This window comes from Paenarthrobacter sp. NyZ202 (assembly GCF_049860755.1).
Classification (GTDB): Bacteria; Actinomycetota; Actinomycetes; order Actinomycetales; family Micrococcaceae; genus Arthrobacter.
In genome coordinates, this window is sequence record NZ_CP187556.1 from 4,204,830 (window position 1) to 4,220,571 (window position 15,742).

General features: G+C 64.5%; 14 protein-coding genes and 1 riboswitch. Of the genes, 6 read left to right on the forward strand and 8 right to left on the reverse strand.

Annotated features, from left to right (window positions below; translation table 11 throughout):
* Positions 1 to 27 precede the first annotated feature (27 nt).
* Positions 28 to 270, forward strand: coding sequence for a DUF6480 family protein (locus ACPFL9_RS19450; RefSeq protein ID WP_426004641.1), 243 nt, complete (start codon positions 28 to 30; stop codon positions 268 to 270).
* Between the two features lie 2 nt (positions 271 to 272).
* Here the strand turns inward: ACPFL9_RS19450 and ACPFL9_RS19455 are convergent, their stop codons facing one another.
* Positions 273 to 1,340 (reverse strand): ATP-dependent DNA ligase, encoded by a 1,068-nt coding sequence (locus ACPFL9_RS19455; RefSeq protein ID WP_426004642.1) that lies wholly within the window; start codon positions 1,338 to 1,340, stop codon positions 273 to 275.
* 229 nt (positions 1,341 to 1,569) lie between these two features.
* A riboswitch (cyclic di-AMP (ydaO/yuaA leader) is annotated at positions 1,570 to 1,719 on the forward strand.
* 2 nt (positions 1,720 to 1,721) lie between these two features.
* Between ACPFL9_RS19455 and ACPFL9_RS19460 the strand changes: the two genes are divergently transcribed.
* Positions 1,722 to 3,167, forward strand: coding sequence for a hypothetical protein (locus ACPFL9_RS19460; protein ID WP_426004643.1), 1,446 nt, complete (start codon positions 1,722 to 1,724; stop codon positions 3,165 to 3,167).
* A 192-nt stretch (positions 3,168 to 3,359) separates the two neighbouring features.
* Here the strand turns inward: ACPFL9_RS19460 and ACPFL9_RS19465 are convergent, their stop codons facing one another.
* The 6 genes from ACPFL9_RS19465 to ACPFL9_RS19490 form a co-directional block, all read right to left on the reverse strand.
* Positions 3,360 to 4,721, reverse strand: coding sequence for an MFS transporter (locus ACPFL9_RS19465; protein WP_426004645.1), 1,362 nt, complete (start codon positions 4,719 to 4,721; stop codon positions 3,360 to 3,362).
* Between the two features lie 190 nt (positions 4,722 to 4,911).
* On the reverse strand, positions 4,912 to 5,832 hold the full coding sequence (locus ACPFL9_RS19470) for an AEC family transporter (RefSeq protein ID WP_426004647.1): 921 nt from the start codon (positions 5,830 to 5,832) through the stop codon (positions 4,912 to 4,914).
* 79 nt (positions 5,833 to 5,911) lie between these two features.
* The gene (locus tag ACPFL9_RS19475) at positions 5,912 to 7,240 is read right to left on the reverse strand and encodes an enolase C-terminal domain-like protein (RefSeq protein ID WP_426004648.1); all 1,329 of its coding nucleotides are present in this window, start codon (positions 7,238 to 7,240) and stop codon (positions 5,912 to 5,914) included.
* Positions 7,237 to 8,850: an aldehyde dehydrogenase (NADP(+)) gene (locus tag ACPFL9_RS19480; RefSeq protein ID WP_426004649.1), complete on the reverse strand. Its 1,614-nt coding sequence runs from the start codon at positions 8,848 to 8,850 to the stop codon at positions 7,237 to 7,239. Before ACPFL9_RS19480 ends, ACPFL9_RS19475 begins: the two co-directional genes overlap by 4 nt.
* A gap of 30 nt (positions 8,851 to 8,880) precedes the next feature.
* A complete protein-coding gene (kdgD, locus tag ACPFL9_RS19485) occupies positions 8,881 to 9,795 on the reverse strand; it encodes a 5-dehydro-4-deoxyglucarate dehydratase (RefSeq protein ID WP_426004650.1) in 915 nt (304 codons plus the stop codon).
* A gap of 144 nt (positions 9,796 to 9,939) precedes the next feature.
* On the reverse strand, positions 9,940 to 10,824 hold the full coding sequence (locus tag ACPFL9_RS19490) for a LysR family transcriptional regulator (RefSeq protein ID WP_426004652.1): 885 nt from the start codon (positions 10,822 to 10,824) through the stop codon (positions 9,940 to 9,942).
* 152 nt (positions 10,825 to 10,976) lie between these two features.
* On the opposite strand from ACPFL9_RS19490, the gene ACPFL9_RS19495 reads away from it, so the two are divergent.
* From ACPFL9_RS19495 to ACPFL9_RS19510, 4 genes are read left to right on the forward strand one after another with little or no spacing between them, the layout of a single operon-like run.
* Positions 10,977 to 11,981, forward strand: coding sequence for a tripartite tricarboxylate transporter substrate binding protein (locus ACPFL9_RS19495; RefSeq protein WP_426004653.1), 1,005 nt, complete (start codon positions 10,977 to 10,979; stop codon positions 11,979 to 11,981).
* 5 nt (positions 11,982 to 11,986) lie between these two features.
* Positions 11,987 to 12,547: a tripartite tricarboxylate transporter TctB family protein gene (locus ACPFL9_RS19500; RefSeq protein WP_426004655.1), complete on the forward strand. Its 561-nt coding sequence runs from the start codon at positions 11,987 to 11,989 to the stop codon at positions 12,545 to 12,547.
* Between the two features lie 9 nt (positions 12,548 to 12,556).
* A complete protein-coding gene (locus tag ACPFL9_RS19505) occupies positions 12,557 to 14,110 on the forward strand; it encodes a tripartite tricarboxylate transporter permease (protein WP_426004656.1) in 1,554 nt (517 codons plus the stop codon).
* Complete coding sequence (locus tag ACPFL9_RS19510; protein ID WP_426004657.1) at positions 14,107 to 14,511, forward strand: universal stress protein; 405 nt, start codon at positions 14,107 to 14,109, stop codon at positions 14,509 to 14,511. Before ACPFL9_RS19505 ends, ACPFL9_RS19510 begins: the two co-directional genes overlap by 4 nt.
* On the opposite strand, the gene ACPFL9_RS19515 is transcribed toward ACPFL9_RS19510, so the two are convergent.
* Positions 14,508 to 15,722 carry a PucR family transcriptional regulator gene (locus tag ACPFL9_RS19515; protein WP_426004658.1) on the reverse strand — a complete coding sequence of 405 codons (1,215 nt, stop codon included), beginning with the start codon at positions 15,720 to 15,722 and terminating at the stop codon, positions 14,508 to 14,510. The two genes, ACPFL9_RS19510 and ACPFL9_RS19515, sit on opposite strands and share 4 nt — an antisense overlap.
* Positions 15,723 to 15,742: the final 20 nt, after the last annotated feature.

Genomic DNA, 15,742 nt, shown 5'->3' on the forward strand with positions numbered 1-15,742 from the left:
CATAAGGTTGCTTAGGAAGGCTTGACGATGACCAGCTATGACCCGGAAGACGACCCTCAGACCTTCGGCGCAAGTGGAGCAGCCGAACCCGACAGCATCCACGAAGACCCGGACCTGCGCCAGGACGAAGACAGCGATCCCGCAGCCTCAGCCAACCCTGACCCGGAGAACGGTAACGTGACCGGCCTTGAGCCGGGCGGCGGAGTTCCTCCCGGAGAAACCCCACCGGCCGAGGACAGCATGAGCATGGACCAGGGGCACGAGGAGTAGCGCTAAGACAACCGCAGGATCTCCCCGAGGTCATAATCTGCGGGCTCTTCCAGCTGTGAGTACGTACAGCTGGCAGGCGTCCGGTCCGGCCGCCACCTGCGGAACTGGGTGGTGTGCCGGAACCGGTCGCCCTCCATGTAGTCGTAGGCCACTTCGATCACGAGCTCGGGCCGCAGCGGTACGAACGAGAAGTCCTTGCCCGCACTCCACCGGCTTTGGGCGCCCGGCATCCTCGAATTGACCGCGGCCCCCGCTTCCTGGCTGGCCCACTCGCCCCACGGGTGGTCGCCGATGTCCACTTTGTAAGGCTCCAACTCCTCCACGAGCGCCTTCCGTTTTGCCATGGGGAAGGACGCCACCACTCCCACATGATGGAGCTTGCCGGAATCGTCATGGAGGCCCAACAGCATGGACCCGACAACGTCCGCCGTTTTGTGCCACCGGAACCCGGCCACCACGCAGTCCGCTGTCCGTTCATGCTTGGTCTTGAACATCACCCGCTTGTTCGGCTGGTAGGTGCCGTGGAGCGGCTTGGACAACACGCCGTCGAGCCCTGCTCCCTCAAGCTGCACGAACCATTCCTGAGCCCGCTCCAAGTCGGTGACCGCAGGCGTCACATAGACCGGCGGTTCGGCCGCGGCAAGCGCGTCTTCCAACGCCGAGCGGCGCTCACTGAACGGTTTGCCGGTGAAGTCTTCGTCACCGAGGGCAAGGAGGTCGAACCCCACGAAGGAGGACGGCGTTTTCTCTGCGAGCATCCGGACCCGGCTGTCGGCTGGGTGGATGCGCTGCTGCAGGCCCTCAAAGTCCAGCCGGTTGCCGGAGATGAGAATGATCTCGCCATCCACCACGCACTTCTCCGGCAGGTTTTTCTTCAGCGCCTCCACGAGTTCAGGGAAGTAGCGGGTCATGGGTTTCTCGTTGCGGCTGCCCAGGATGATGTCATCCCCGTCCTTGAACACGATGGTCCGGAACCCGTCCCATTTGGGTTCATAGTGCCCGACATCCGGGATGTTCGGGACGGACTTGGCGAGCATGGGCGAAATGGGCGGCATCACGGGAAGATCCATAGCTCATGTCTACCGGCCCGCACCTGCCCAAAGCTAGGGTGCAATCCCCTATGTGCATAAACAGGGCACTCCCGGGCGGACCCCGAAGGGTAGGCGCCGCGGACCCGTACCACCCTTAGGCGTTCCGTCCGTTACATTAATGTGACTTTACTTCCGTGCTCCTGTACCTTCGAAGGGCGACCCGAATCTCCGCTGGGCCGCTTCCGGGCTGACGCCGAGCTCTGCCGCATCCCGGAATCCGCCAGATCCGCGGCAGAGACGGGGGACCCAGAGTTCCCGGGCCTGTTCTCCGCAGGCCCTTGGGGTGAAGCCGCCATGCGCGGCCGGACGGCCTCGTCCGAACCCGACAGCTAACCTCGCAGGCGTTGAGAGGCAAACACCATGTCCCCAACCATGGATCAGCCGCGCCGTGCCCCAGGGGCCGCCGAGCGCACCAAGCCAACCGGACGCCGTCGGGCCCAACCCAGCGGACAGGTCACCGGTGAAGAAACCACGACGGCGGCACCCGCCACCGCGGCCACTCCTACCCAGGCGCCCATGACGCGCGCGGCGGCCCGCGCGGCCGAGCGCGCAGCACAGGCGGTTCTGGCTGCGGAAACTGCCGGCGCCCCCGCCAGCGGTCCCGCTGCTGCGGAAGCAGAGCCCCGGACTGCCGCCATCCCTGCCGTCCCTGTGCCCACCCGCGCCGAATCCACCACACCCGGACCGCCAACATCGGCGATCCCGGTCATCGCCGCACCCGTCGAGCCGGGACCTGCCCCCGAACCCGCTACCGCGGCGATCCCGGTCATTGCCGCACCCGTCGAGCCGGGACCTGCCCCCGAACCCGCTACCGCGGCGATCCCGGTCATTGCCGCACCCGGCGCCGAGCCCGGCGTCGAACCTGTCCCCGAACCCGCTACCGCGGCGATCCCGGTCATTGCCGCACCCGGCGCCGAGCCCGGTGTCGAACCTGTCCCCGCCCAGCCCAAAGCGGCAGGCACGGCAAAAACAGTAGGCACGGCAAAAACAGCCGCAGCAGCAGCTACGGCCGCGGCCGGCCTGTCCAGCCGCAGCGCTGCCCGCGCCGAAGCGGCAGGCCACGCACAAGCTCGAAGCGAAAGCACCCACTCGGCCGGCGCATCCGCCTTTGGATCCCTGGGCGCGTCACCATTCACCCGGGAGCCCCACAACGCCCTGACCAAGGCCGCCTCCGTGAAAACCATGGGCCAGCGCATGGCGGTGGTTGCCGGTGCCCTGGGGCTTGTGCTGACGGTCGGCACGGTGAGCCAGGCCTGGGAGCTGCCGCTGATCGGTCAGGAAACACCCGCGCAGGAGGCTGACGGTACTGCATCCGGCAACGGCAATGGACGCCATACCGGCACCGCTTCCCCCGCGCCGAGCCCGTCGTACTCCACGGCGTCGGCAGCATCCCAGACGGCAACCGCCGCGGATCAGGCGCCGGCCGACCCCACGCAGTCGGCACCGGAGGCACCTGCCGCAGTGTCGCCGTCGTCCGTTCCCGTTCCGTCGGTATCACTGGCGGCGCCGAAATGGGTACCGTCCACAACCCCGTCGGCCGTGGTGCCGGTGCCAGGAGTGACCACTCCGGCTCCGGGCCAGCCCGCGCCGCCGTCGGATGCGGTCACTGCGCCGACCCCCACCCCCACACAGACGCCGGCACCCACCGTCACGCCTACTCCCACGCAGACGCCAACGCCCACGCCGACCCAGACCCAGAAGCCGAGGCCCAGCAACGACCCAAAAGCGGGCAGCGCCCCGGCCACCAATGACCCGTCCCTGAGCGTGGACGGGCTGCTGGACCTCGCCAAGGAGGCGCTTAAGTGAGCACCCGCATGCCCCGGACCACCACGCACATCGGCTGGCACGGCCGTTACTGCAGCAGCAGCCGTACGGCAACGTTCCGGCGGCGGATGGGCCGCTGGAGCTGCCAGCGGCTCCGGCGATCAAGATAGCTTCGCTAAAGACAGAGGGCAGGCTCCCGTTGCGGGTGCCTGCCCTCTGTCTTCTTTGATGAAATCAGACTGCCGTATGCAGCGTGTCAGCCGACCTAACCTTCTCGGCCGTGCCGGATTCCGGGCGAGGTGTGATGTCCTTCTTGCGTTCGCGCAGGAAGTAGACCAGCCCCGCGGCGAGCAGTGACGCTGCGGCGAGGGCGTAGAGGCCCGGAACCACGCTGCCTGTCTGCTCCTTGATGATGCCGAAACCGAACGGCGCAACGAAACCGCCGAGGTTTCCCAGCGAGTTGATGATGGCGATGGCCGGGGCAAGGACTGCCGGGTGCAGCCCGGATTGCGGGATGGTCCAGAAGAGCGGCGACGCGCTCTTGAAGCCCATGGCAGCAACAGCCAGGAAGACCAGCGCCAGGACGGGTGTGGCCACGGCTGCCGCAAAGGTCCCGACGGCGGCAACCAGCAGGGCGACCACCAGCAGCGGCCGCTTGGACTTGGCTTTGTCCTGCAGCTTGGCGGCGAAGTACATGGCGAAGACTGCGCAGACCCACGGAATGGCGGAGAGGAATCCGACGCTGAGGTCGGTGGTGCCGGGAATCTGCTTGACGATGGTGGGCAGCCAGAACGTGTTGGCGTAGATGGACAACTGCACGGAGAAATAGATGGCACAGAGCAGGAGGATCTGCGGGTTGAGGAGCATCTTCCAGCGATTGACCTTGCCCTTGGAACCCTTGGTGTGATGGGCGTCTTCATCGGCGATTGCCTGTGTCAGTGCCGACTTTTCCGAGGGAGTCAGCCATTTGGCATCCTCGATTTTGGCATCCAGCAGGAAGAACACAATGCAGCCAACGGCCACGGAGAGCAAGCCCTCAAAGCCGAAGAGCCACTGCCAGCCGCGGATCCCCAGAAGATCGTGGAGGCTGAGGAGCAGGCCCGCGATGGGGCCGGAGAGGGCTGCTGCGACGGAGGACCCGGCAATGAAGATTGCAGTGGCTTTGCCGCGTTGTCCAGCGGGCACCCAGCGGGCGAAGTAGAAGATCACGGCGGGGAAGAAGCCTGCCTCGGCGGCGCCCAGAAGGAAGCGCAGCACGTAGAACATCATTTCGTTCTGGACGAAGGCCATGAGGAAGGACACCAGGCCCCAGCTGATCATGATGCGGGTCAGCCACACCTTGGCGCCGTACTTTTCCATCAGTACGTTGCTGGGAAGCTCGAAGATCGCGTAGGCAACAAAGAACAGCCCGGCACCGAACCCGTAGGCGGCGGCGCCGATTCCTACGTCGGCTTCAAGGTGTTCGTGGGCATAGCCGATATTGGACCGGTTGAGCTGGTTGCAGACGAGCATGACCAGCATGATGGGCAGCACACGCTTGAAAAACTTCTTGGTGGCGTGGGCGACATCCGTGACGGCAGCGTCAACAGATTGCATGGGGTAAATCCTCTTTGACTAGGTAAAGCTTTTCGCGACCGCAGGCGCACTGGGACCGGGCCTGGATCACTGCTGGGGCATGGCACTTGTGGCGCCTGTCATATGACCTGCATCAACTTTAGAGGTTCGGTGTGATGCGCGTCCAACACAGAAATTGCATCAATGAATACCTTCAAAGCATTACAGCCGGTCAGCCGAGCAAGGCAGCGACCACCAGCAGCGCCCCGACGCACAAAACAGTGGTGCAAAGAATGACGTCACGGGCAACCACGGTCCCCCGGTCATATGGGGAGGCGAAAAGAAACACGTTCTGGGCTGTGGGAAGGGCTGCCATGATGACGCTCGCCAGAAGGTGCTGGCCTTCAAGCCCGAAGACGAACCTGCCCAGCGCCCAGACGATCACCGGCATTGCGGCAACCTTGAGGAGGGTTGCCACCACGGTTTCAACGCGGCCATCGCCCTTCTGCAGGGGTGCCTTGCCTGACAGGGACATGCCAAAGGCCAGGAGCACCATGGGAACGGCGGCCCCGGCCAGCATGTCGATGGGTTTCTGTACCAGTTCGGGCGCCTTCCACCCGGTCAGCGCCATCAGCACGCCCAAGCCCGAAGCGATGATCATCGGGTTGGCCAACGGCTGGAGAAGCACCCGCTTCCACGAAACTTTGGCACCACCGGCCAGCCCCAAGACGGTGACATAGAACGGGGCAAGGACCAGCAGTTGGACCAGGAGCACCGGCGCAACGTGCTGGGCGGTTCCCACGGCATAGAGGGAAACCGGGATGCCGATGTTGTTGGCGTTGGCGTAGCTGCTGGCCATGGCACCCACGGCCGTCTCGGCAACGGGCCGCCGGAAGAACAGGACGCTGAGCAGGCAATAGAGCAGCCCCACAGCCGCTGCCGAGAGCAGGGCAAGCGGGGCATCGACGCCGAGGGCCGCCCGGATGTCGCTTGAGGCAACCACGGTGAACAAGAGTGCAGGATTGGTGATGTAGAAGGCAGTCCTGGTCAGTGCACCCTGGACGTCGGGAGCCAGGAGTTTGAACCTGGACGCGCAGAAACCCACGGCGATGACCGCGCTGATGATGAGGATGCCGGAAACGACGCCGCCCACCCTGCTCCCTTCATGAAGTTGGTGTCCGCACGGCCGCTTCCTGTTGCGAGGACTGCAGCGGCCGTGCGGAAGTCAGTGCCTACCTGACCAGGCAGGGGCGCTTGGGATCAAACTGCCAGCCATCGATGTAGTACTGCATGCCGATGCTGTCATCACGGGCATCCAGACCGTGCTCCAGGTACAGCTGGTGCGCCTTGTCCAGGGCGTCCCGGTCAAGGTCGATGCCCAGGCCCGGCGCATCAGGAACCTCGATTGCGCCGCCCTTGATCTGCAGCGGTGCCTTGGTCAGGCCTTGGCCGTCCTGCCAGATCCAATGTGTGTCCAGTGCAGTGATCTCACCCGGGGCTGCTGCTCCGGTGTGCGTGAACATGGCCAGCGAGATATCAAAGTGGTTGTTGGAGTGCGAGCCCCACGTGAGTCCGAACTCGTGGCAGAGCTGGGCGACGCGGACGGAACCGTGCATCGTCCAGAAATGCGGGTCTGCCAGAGGAATGTCCACAGCGTTGCTGCGCACGGCATGGGACATCTCCCGCCAGTCCGTGGCAATCATGTTGGTAGCCGTCTTCAGCCCTGTGGCCCGGCGGAATTCGGCCATGACTTCCCGGCCGGAGAAACGTCCCTCGGCGCCACAGGGGTCCTCTGCGTAGGCCACTGCTCCTTGCATGCGCTTGCCCAGGCGGATGGCTTCTTCCAGGAGCCAGCCGCCGTTGGGGTCCAGGGTGACGCGGGCTTCCGGGAAGCGCTTGGCCAGTGCGGTGACAACGTTTACTTCCGCGTCGCCGGACAGCACGCCGCCCTTGAGCTTGAAGTCGCTGAAGCCGTAGCGCTCCTGCGCAGCTTCGGCCAGTGCGACCACGGCTTCCGGGGTCATGGCTTCCTGGCGGCGCAGTTCTTCCCAGCGGTCCGACGGCGACTCTTCCACCAGGTATGGAAGATCCGTGCGCTTGTGGTCGCCCACGAAGAACAGGTACCCGAGCATGGGGACGGAGGTGCGCTGCTGGCCATCGCCTAGCAACTCGGCCACGGGGACGCCCAGGAACTGGCCGTGCAGGTCCAGCAGGGCTGACTCGATGGCAGTGACGGCGTGGACGGTAGTGCGGAGATCGAAGGTCTGCGGGCCGCGTCCCCCGGCATCACGGTCCGCAAACGCTGCAGCAACTTCGCGCAGGAGCGAACGGTAGCGGGCCACAGGCTTTCCGTTGATCAGGGCGCCGGCTTCCTCAATGGTGCTCTTGATCTTCTCGCCACCGGGGACCTCACCCAAGCCTGTGCGGCCTTCGGAGTCCGTAATGATCACCACGTTGCGTGTGAAGAACGGCCCGTGGGCACCGCTGAGGTTCATCAGCATGCTGTCGTAGCCGGCAACGGGCACAACCTCTACCCGGGAAATGGTGGGTTGGGTGCTCATGCGCCGACCTCTGCTTTCTCGTTCGCAGGCACCATCTCTCCGTCGATACGACGGTTAAGGTGCCATGGGTTGGCGTCCTGCAATGATGCCGGGAGGAGTTCCTGGGGCAGGTTCTGGTAGGCCACCGGGCGGAGGAAACGGTTGATGGCCAGGGTGCCCACGGAAGTGGTGCGCGTGTCCGAGGTGGCGGGGAACGGTCCACCGTGAACCATGGCATGGCCGACTTCCACCCCGGTAGGCCAGCCGTTGACGATGATGCGGCCCACTTTCTGCTCCAGTACCGGCAGGAGGCGTGCCGCCGTCGGGTAGTCCCCTTCGGTGAGCTGCAGCGATGCGGTGAGTTGCCCTTCGATCCGCGAGGCGGCTTGGAGGAGGTCATCCACAGAGGAGTAACGGATCACCAGGGATGCTGCGCCGAAGATTTCCTCGTGGAGGACGTGGTTTTCCACGAACTGCTGGACACCGGTCCCGAAAATGGTGGGTGCCGGGGCGTTCTCCGTGGCACCTTTAGTGCCCTGGCCGATCACCTCAACACCGTCGGCCCTGCCGAGTGCCTCCGTACCGGCATTCCAGGAACCGGCAATGCCTTCGGTCAGCATCGTCTGTCCGCTGCAAGCGGCAACAGCGCGTCCGACGGCGGCAGCCAGCCGGTCTCCTGCCTCACATTCCGGAGCAAACAGCAGACCGGGTGAGGTGCACAGCTGCCCGGAACTGCCCGTCACCGACGCGACGTACTGCCGGGCCAACGCATCGATCTCACCGGCGTCGCCGGCGAGGGCGCCCTCGAAAACGAACACCGGGTTCAGGGAGGACATTTCGGCGTAGACGGGGATGGGTTCCCTGCGGGCTGCGGCGGTACGCATCAAAGCAACACCGGCACTCTGGGAACCGGTGAAACCCACTGCCTTGATCGCGGGATCGGACACGAGGGCCTGGCCGATGCTGGCTCCGGGACCGTAAATGAGCGAAAACACGCCCGGGTGGAGTCCGGTGTCCTTGACAGCCTTGGCGATTGCCTGCCCCACCAGTTCACTGGTGCCGGGGTGGGCGTTGTGGGCCTTGAAAACCACTGGGCAACCCGCGGCCAGTGCTGAAGCGGTGTCTCCACCCGCCGTCGAGAAGGCCAGCGGGAAGTTGCTGGCACCAAAGACGGCCACGGGCCCAAGCGGGATCTGGCGCTGGCGGATGTCCGCACGCGGCAGGGGTGCGCGGTCCGGAATCGCGGGATCGATCCGCACGCCGCGGAAGTCGCCCTGGCGGACAACGTTTGCGAACAAGCGCAGTTGTCCGGTGGTGCGGGCGCGTTCCCCCTGCAGCCGGGCAGCCGGGAGTCCCGTTTCCTGACCGGCGCGGACAATGAGTTCGTCGCCAATGGCCTCAATGTTGTCCGCAATGGCGTCCAGGAACGCAGCGTGGGTTTCGGGGTCCAGCGTGCTGAAGGAAGCATAGGCCTCCTTCGCGGCAGCGGTAGCGGCCTTCAGCTGCTCTTCCGTGAGCAGCGAGTAGGCCGGTTCCAGGGCTTCATTGGTTGCGGGATTGAAGCCGCAGGTGGTCTTGCCGCCACCAACAACGGCCTGTCCGGCAATGAGGGAATGTCCGGTGAGGGTCATGGTTCCTCCTGGGTCTGGGGAGAGAGTCGGTCAGGAAACGCGGGCGATCAGTGCTTTGAGGTCTGCCAGGTCCTGCTCTGCAAGGTTCTGCAGCGGGGGGCGCACGCCGCCTGCGGAGCGGCCGATCGCGTCCAGTCCGCCCTTGACGATGGACACGGCGTAGCCCTTCACGCGGTCGCGGATGTCCAGGTACGGGATCACGAAATCGTTGAGCTTCTTGTTCACAGCCTCACGGTCGTTGTTACGGACATCCGCGTAGAAGTCCAGGGCGAATTGGGGAACGAAGTTGTACATGGCGCTGGAGTAGGTGCTCATGCCGAGTTGCAGGAGCGGAAGTGCGAACGTCTCGGCGGTGGGCAGGCCGCCAAGGTAGAAGAGCCGGTCGCCGAGCTTGGCGTAGACCCGGGCATCGTGCTCCAGGTCGCCAACACCGTCCTTGAACCCGATCAGGTTGGCGTGGCGGTCGGCCAGGGTTGCCACGGTGGAGTCCTTGTAGATGGCGTTGGCACGGTTGTAGATGATGACGCCCAGGTTGGTGGCGCTGCACACGGCGCTAACGTGTTCGATCAGACCACCCTGGTCCGCTTCGGTGAGGTAGGGCGGCAGGAGAAGGAGGCCTTCGGCGCCCGCCGCCTCAGCTGCCTTTGCGTTCTCGACAGCCTGTGCGGTGGAACCGCCGGCGGAGGCGAGCACCGGAACAGTGGATCCGACTTCCTCGACGGCGGTACGCACCACGCGCTCGGATTCCGCGGGAGTGAGGGAGAAGCCTTCACCTGTGCCTCCCGCGGCGAAAAGTCCGGCAACCGGGAAGCTGGCCTGCCAGGCGAGGTGCTTGCGGTAGTTCTCCTCATCGAACTGAAGCTGGGCATCGAAAGAGGTGACGGGGAAGGAAAGGAGCCCGTCCTTGAGGACGTTTGCCAGTTCCTGGGGTGAGTACGTTGCCACGGTGGTCCTTACGGGAAGCATGCGCATCGTTGGCGCGGGTGTGTTGGTTCCTTTCCAGACTAGGTGGGGTACTAATGCCTGTCTAAGTGTTCTTTTGTATTCATTGATACCCTCGCTGCATCAATCATGGAGTCTGGGCAGGGGCTACTCAAGCCCGAAAGACAGTTCCTTCAACAGGCGTCGCAGGGCAGGGTTCTCAACCTTGCGGCGCCAGATTGCGTGAAGTTCCACGGGCTCGGCCTCGCCGCCGGCCAGGTTGAGGAACTCCACTCCCTGCAGACCCAGCACCTTGGCCGAGTGTGGCACGAAAGCAACCCCGCGCTTGGCAGCCACCAGGGAAACCATGGTGAGAATCTGGCTGACCGTATGGACCACGTTTTCATGGCGGATGGGTATCAGGCGGACCACCAAGTCATAGAAATACCGGGCATCCGAGGCTGAGTGCATGATCAGGGGCTCGTCAATAAGATCCTGGTGGGTGACGTCCCTGCCGAGGCCGCCCAGCCGATGCCCCGCGGGAACGGCAAGCAGGATGGACTCCCTGTACAAGAGGTGGGAATCGAACGCCTCCTTGTCGAACGGCGGGCGGGCCAAACCCAGGTCCAACTGGCCTGTGAGCAGCCCGTTGATCTGCTCGCCGGTCACCAACTCTTGGAGGTCAACATCCACGTCCGGAATGATGCCGGCCACTTCCTCCAGCAACGGCCCGAGGATACTAAAGCCGCTGGCCGCCGTGAAGCCGATGCGCAGCAGGCCGGAGCGCCCTGAAGCGATGCGCCGGGCCGCCACGGGTGCGCGTTCGGCCAGTGCCATCAGCCGGCGGGCCTCCTCAAGGAACGCCTGCCCGGCGTGCGTCAGTTCCACCTTGCGATTGTCCCGCTCCAGCAGTTCCGCACCCACGATCTTTTCCAGCCGCTGGATCTGGCGGCTCAGCGGCGGCTGGGTCATGTTCAGCCGCTCCGCAGCCCTGCCGAAGTGGAGCTCCTCGGCAACGGCTATAAATCCGGCCAACTGATCGAAAGTAAACATGATGCCTTCCCGGTATCAAATGATGCATTTTTGGGCTTAGACATGCATCATAACGGGTCCCTACACTCGACAGAGCGCACCGGGCGTGACCCGGTTCACATGCTGGAGGACTCACCCTCCGCATGAACCACCCGTGCCAACCAGGAGTCCCAATGACGCACTTCCCCAACCGCCGCGCTGTCCTCGGAGCGGCTTCAGCACTCACCCTTTTGGCCCTCACAGCTTGCGGCAACGTCGCCGGAGGCAGTTCCTCTACCAACGCCAAATACCCGAACGGGCCCGTCAACCTCACCGTAGGACAGGCAGCAGGCGGCAGCACCGACCTCATCGCCAGGGCCGTGGCCGAGGGCGCAGGCAAAACCCTCGGCTCGCCCATGCCGGTTGTTAACAAGCCCGGAGCCAACGGCGCCTTGGCCACCAAGGAAGTGGCCGGCAAGCCCGCGGATGGCCAGAACCTGGTGCTCCTCACGGCGTCCCTCATCACTATCACCCCGTTGGCAGTATCCGCCGACGAGGCCATGAACATCGACGATCTCGACATCATCGCAGGACTCTCCCAGGACGACTACGTGCTGGTTGCCAGCAAGCAGTCCGGCTTTTCCTCTTTCAAAGACGTCACGGACGCCAAGCGCAACGTCACCTTTGGAACCACCGGCGTGGGCACCGGCAGCCAGCTCGCCCAAACCGTCCTCTTCAAGCAGGCCGGAGTCCAGGGAACCGATGTCCCCTTCGACAGCGGCAAACCGGCCTTGACGGCGGTCCTGGGCAACCAGGTTGAACTCGCCACCATCCAGCTCGGCGAAGCCATGCCCCAAATCGAGGCCGGCAAAGTGACACCGCTGCTGGTGTTCTCCAATGAGCGCAACTCCTTCCTGCCGGACGTCCCGTCCGCGAAGGAGGCCGGCTACGACGTTCCCGTGGCACAGTACCGCGCACTTGCCGCACCCAAGGGGACCCCGCAGGATGTGAAGGACAAGCTCTACTCCGCGCTTCAGGAGACCTTCAAGACGGACGCCTACAAAGAGTTCAATAAGAAAAACATGCTCACACCCAAGGAGATCTCCGGCGAAGAAGTAGTCAAGGAATGGAAGGACTACGCAGCCAAATACAAGTCCCTGGTAGAGAAGTACGACATCAGCCTCAGCGGAACCAAGTGATTCCCGTGAGCACCGGCAACCCGGCACCCGGCGGAGGCAGCAGCGCAAACGCAGCTGCCGCCGTCGGGAGCCCCGACGAACTGACCCCTGAACAACTGGCCGCCCAGTGGGAGGAAGAAAAGCCCCCTGCCGCCGGCCCGCTGGCCAACGTGGCGTCATCGCTGGTGGTGATCGGGGTTGGAGCGGGTGCCGTTGCGCTGTCCGTGGCCATGGGCTTGGGGACTCTGGCGGCACCCGAACCCGGTCTGTGGCCGTTCATGATCAGCTGCGTCATGGTGGCCCTTGGCCTCTTCCAGCTGATCATCGGCCGGAGGAACCTGGATGCGGAAAAATTCACCCGGCTCTCCCTGGCACCCGTGACCGGGTTCGTCTCCCTGGCCGCCATGGTGGCGCTCATGCCCCTGATCGGATTCGAAATTCCCGGGCTGGTGCTCTGCATCATCTGGATGAAGTTCCTGGGCAGTGAAACCTGGCGGTCCACGCTGCTGGTCAGCGCGTTGGTGATCGTCGCCTTCTACGGCATCTTCGTTCTGGCGCTCAATACGTCCATCCCCCACCTTTTCTAGGAGACACCCGTGGATTTCCTGAATCCCGTGATCGACGGTTTCGGCGTCGTCCTGGAACCCATGAACCTGCTCTACTGCCTGATCGGTGTCCTCATCGGCATGCTGATCGGTGTGCTGCCCGGATTGGGGCCGGCGGCGACCATCGCGATCCTGCTCCCGCTGACCTACAGCGTGGAACCGGTCACGGCCATCATCATGCTGGCCGGAATCTTCTACGGTGCCCAGTACGGTGGAACCATCACCTCCGTGCTGCTCCGGTTGCCCGGCGAAGCATCGTCAGTGGTCACGGTCTTCGACGGTTACCAACTGGCCAAGCAAGGGAAAGCCGGAACAGCCCTCGGTCTCGCTGCCATTGGCTCGTTCACCGGCGGGACGGCGGCCATCATCGGCCTGACTTTCCTGGCACCCCTGGTGGCCAGCTTTGCACTGGACTTCGGTCCCGCCGAATACTCCGCATTGGCCCTCCTGGGCATCCTTCTGGTGGCAACCATCAGCAGCGGAGCGCAGGCCAAGGCGCTCATCGCCGCCGCCATTGGACTTTTGCTGGCCACCGTAGGCCGGGACGTCTTCACCGGTGAGAACCGATTCACCTTTGGCAGCCTCGAACTCGCAGACGGCATCGACTTCGTCCCCATCGCCATGGGCATCTTCGGACTCGGCGAAATCCTGTACAACCTCGAGGAGCGCCACCGCGCCGCGAAGGCACCATCCGCCGTCGCGAATGTCTGGCCATCCCGGAAGGACCTGAAGCAGGCGTCGGGCGCAATCGGCCGCGGCTCCATCCTGGGATTCTTCCTGGGCATTTTGCCCGGTGGTGGTGCCACGATCGCCTCCATGGCGTCCTATGCCATGGAAAAGAAGCGGGCCAAGCAGCCCGAGCGGTTCGGCAAAGGCGCACCGGAAGGTGTGGCCGGACCCGAGACAGCCAACAACGCCGCAGCCACGTCCTCCTTCATCCCGCTCCTCACGCTCGGCATCCCTGCCAACGCCACCATGGCTCTCATGTTCGGAGCGTTGCTGATTCAGGGCGTCACCCCCGGCCCGCAGCTGGTGGACCAGGATCCGGAGCTGTTCTGGGGCGTGGTGAACTCGATGTACATCGGCAACATCCTGCTGCTGATCATGAGCCTGCCGCTGGTGGGAATCTTTGTGAAGATCCTGCGCGTACGCGCCGCCATCCTGGCGCCGATCACCGCACTCATTACCCTCCTGGGCGCCTACACCATCAACAACAGCATGTTCGATGTGACGCTGGTGGTGGTCTTCGGCGTGGTGGGTTACCTGATGAAGAAGTTTGGCTTCGAGCCCGGCCCGCTGGTGCTTGCCTTCGTCCTGGGATCGCTCCTGGAAAGCTCCCTCCGCCGCTCACTGCTGGTGTTCGGCGGCGATCCCATGGGCTTCTTCTCGCAGCCCATCTCGGCCACCCTGCTTCTGGTCTTCGTGCTCGTGGCCTTGCTGCCCGCGCTCCGCACGCTCCTGGCCCGGCGGTCCAGGTCTTCCCAGGCGGCACGCAACTCCGGTTCAACTATCCAGGGCACCAACGACATCAAGGAAAAGGTATGAAAATCATCGTCGGCTTCGTTCCCACCCCGGCAGGAGAAGCGGCCCTGGCCGCGGGGATCTCGGAGGCACAACTTCGCCGGCAGGACCTGGTGATTGTGAACTCCGCCCGGGAAGGCGCGCTAGTGGACAAGTCGGTCGCTCCAGCCTCCGTCCTTGAAGAAGCGCTCCGGCGGGCAACGGAAGCCGGCGTGAACGCCACTGTCATCCAGCCGCCCTACAAGGACGACCTCGCCGACGAATTCCTCGACGTCGCGCGGGACATCGATGCTTCGCTGATCGTCATCGGGCTCCGCCACCGGACCCAGGTGGGCAAGTTCATTATGGGCAGCCACGCGCAACGGATCCTCATGCAGGCCGACCGCCCAGTGCTGGCCGTTAAGGCCGGAACGTCGGCTTTCTAAATCCTGGGCCTCCCCGCCCAACGACGGGCCTTCAGCGCCGCATGCAGTTCGAGCCGGATCGCGCCGCTCAGCGGATCAGCTCCGATGAGTTGGCGGATCCGGCCGAGCCGGTTGTAGATACTGCTGCGGTGCAGGTGGAGCTTCCGGGCAACATCCTGGACCGATCCGTCGTTGTCGTACAGCAACTCCAGCACCGGCAGCAGCTCGCCGTTGCGGTCGTGGCCTTCCAGCGCCCTGAAGTGGACCGACCCCGCGTCGTCCCAACCCCCGGGGGCCTGCAGACGGTCGAACAACTGGTAAATCCCCACGGCGCGTCCGTCCACCAACTCTCCCAGCGGCGGGTCCACCGCAGCCGCCTGGGCGGCAACCCTGGATTCCCGGTAGGCCGCTGCCAACTGGCGGATCACCTGGAAGGGCTCGCTGATACCCAGGATCACGCGGTCCACGGTCCGCCCGGCCCGCTTGGCCAGTTCCAGCTGGTAGTGCACCAGCACCTGGGCATGCTCCGCCCGGCCGCCGGAAGCCCGGAACAGCATCACCGCATGGGTTTCCGTTCCGGCACTGAACAGGGCAGCGTCCACCCCAATGGTGGACTGCAGTGCGGCGGAACGGTGCGTCAGCGTCGCGGCAATGGGATCGACGGCGGATCCCGCACCACCGGCGTCCAGCACCGTCACCACCTGCCATGGTCCGCGGCCTTGGATTTCCTTCCACCCGGCAACAGCCGACACAGCATTCGACTCGCCTCCGCAGGCAGCCATGAATTCCTGCTCCCGCCGCCTCCGGAACTCCGACTCGGCAGTATTGGAATCCAGCAACACCCCTGCCAACAGATCCAGTTCGTCCCGCACGCCGGGCAACTGGGCGAGGATCGCCGTCGCGGTCTGCTCCTCAAGATCCTGTTGCACCCAGAGGTATCCCACCCGGAAACCGCGCACCAGCAACGGCACGCAGACCCGGCCAAGCATGCCCAGATCATCGTTGGCGGGCACCACAACGGGACGGACCGCCGTCGAAATTCCATGCGAAAGCTGCCACGCGCTGACGTCGCCGGGGACCTTCTTGCTCAGGAGGAAATTCACGCGCACGCGGTCCGCATGGGACTGGTTGGAGCTGTAGGCCAGGAGGACACCGTCGAGGTCTTCCAAAGACAGGCCCCGCCCGAGTTTCGAAGCGACCCTCTCAACAATCTGTTCGACGTCCTGCTGCACGGGGACAGCGTACCAACATC

What these genes read in the sequence shown, in the direction of transcription:
- ACPFL9_RS19450 (WP_426004641.1), top strand. Translation starts at nt 28, where the DNA reads ATGACCAGCTATGACCCGGAAGACGACCCTCAGACCTTCGGCGCAAGT.
- ACPFL9_RS19455 (WP_426004642.1), bottom strand. Translation starts at nt 1,340, where the DNA reads ATGGATCTTCCCGTGATGCCGCCCATTTCGCCCATGCTCGCCAAGTCC.
- ACPFL9_RS19460 (WP_426004643.1), top strand. Translation starts at nt 1,722, where the DNA reads ATGTCCCCAACCATGGATCAGCCGCGCCGTGCCCCAGGGGCCGCCGAG.
- ACPFL9_RS19465 (WP_426004645.1), bottom strand. Translation starts at nt 4,721, where the DNA reads ATGCAATCTGTTGACGCTGCCGTCACGGATGTCGCCCACGCCACCAAG.
- ACPFL9_RS19475 (WP_426004648.1), bottom strand. Translation starts at nt 7,240, where the DNA reads ATGAGCACCCAACCCACCATTTCCCGGGTAGAGGTTGTGCCCGTTGCC.
- ACPFL9_RS19480 (WP_426004649.1), bottom strand. Translation starts at nt 8,850, where the DNA reads ATGACCCTCACCGGACATTCCCTCATTGCCGGACAGGCCGTTGTTGGT.
- ACPFL9_RS19490 (WP_426004652.1), bottom strand. Translation starts at nt 10,824, where the DNA reads ATGTTTACTTTCGATCAGTTGGCCGGATTTATAGCCGTTGCCGAGGAG.
- ACPFL9_RS19495 (WP_426004653.1), top strand. Translation starts at nt 10,977, where the DNA reads ATGACGCACTTCCCCAACCGCCGCGCTGTCCTCGGAGCGGCTTCAGCA.
- ACPFL9_RS19510 (WP_426004657.1), top strand. Translation starts at nt 14,107, where the DNA reads ATGAAAATCATCGTCGGCTTCGTTCCCACCCCGGCAGGAGAAGCGGCC.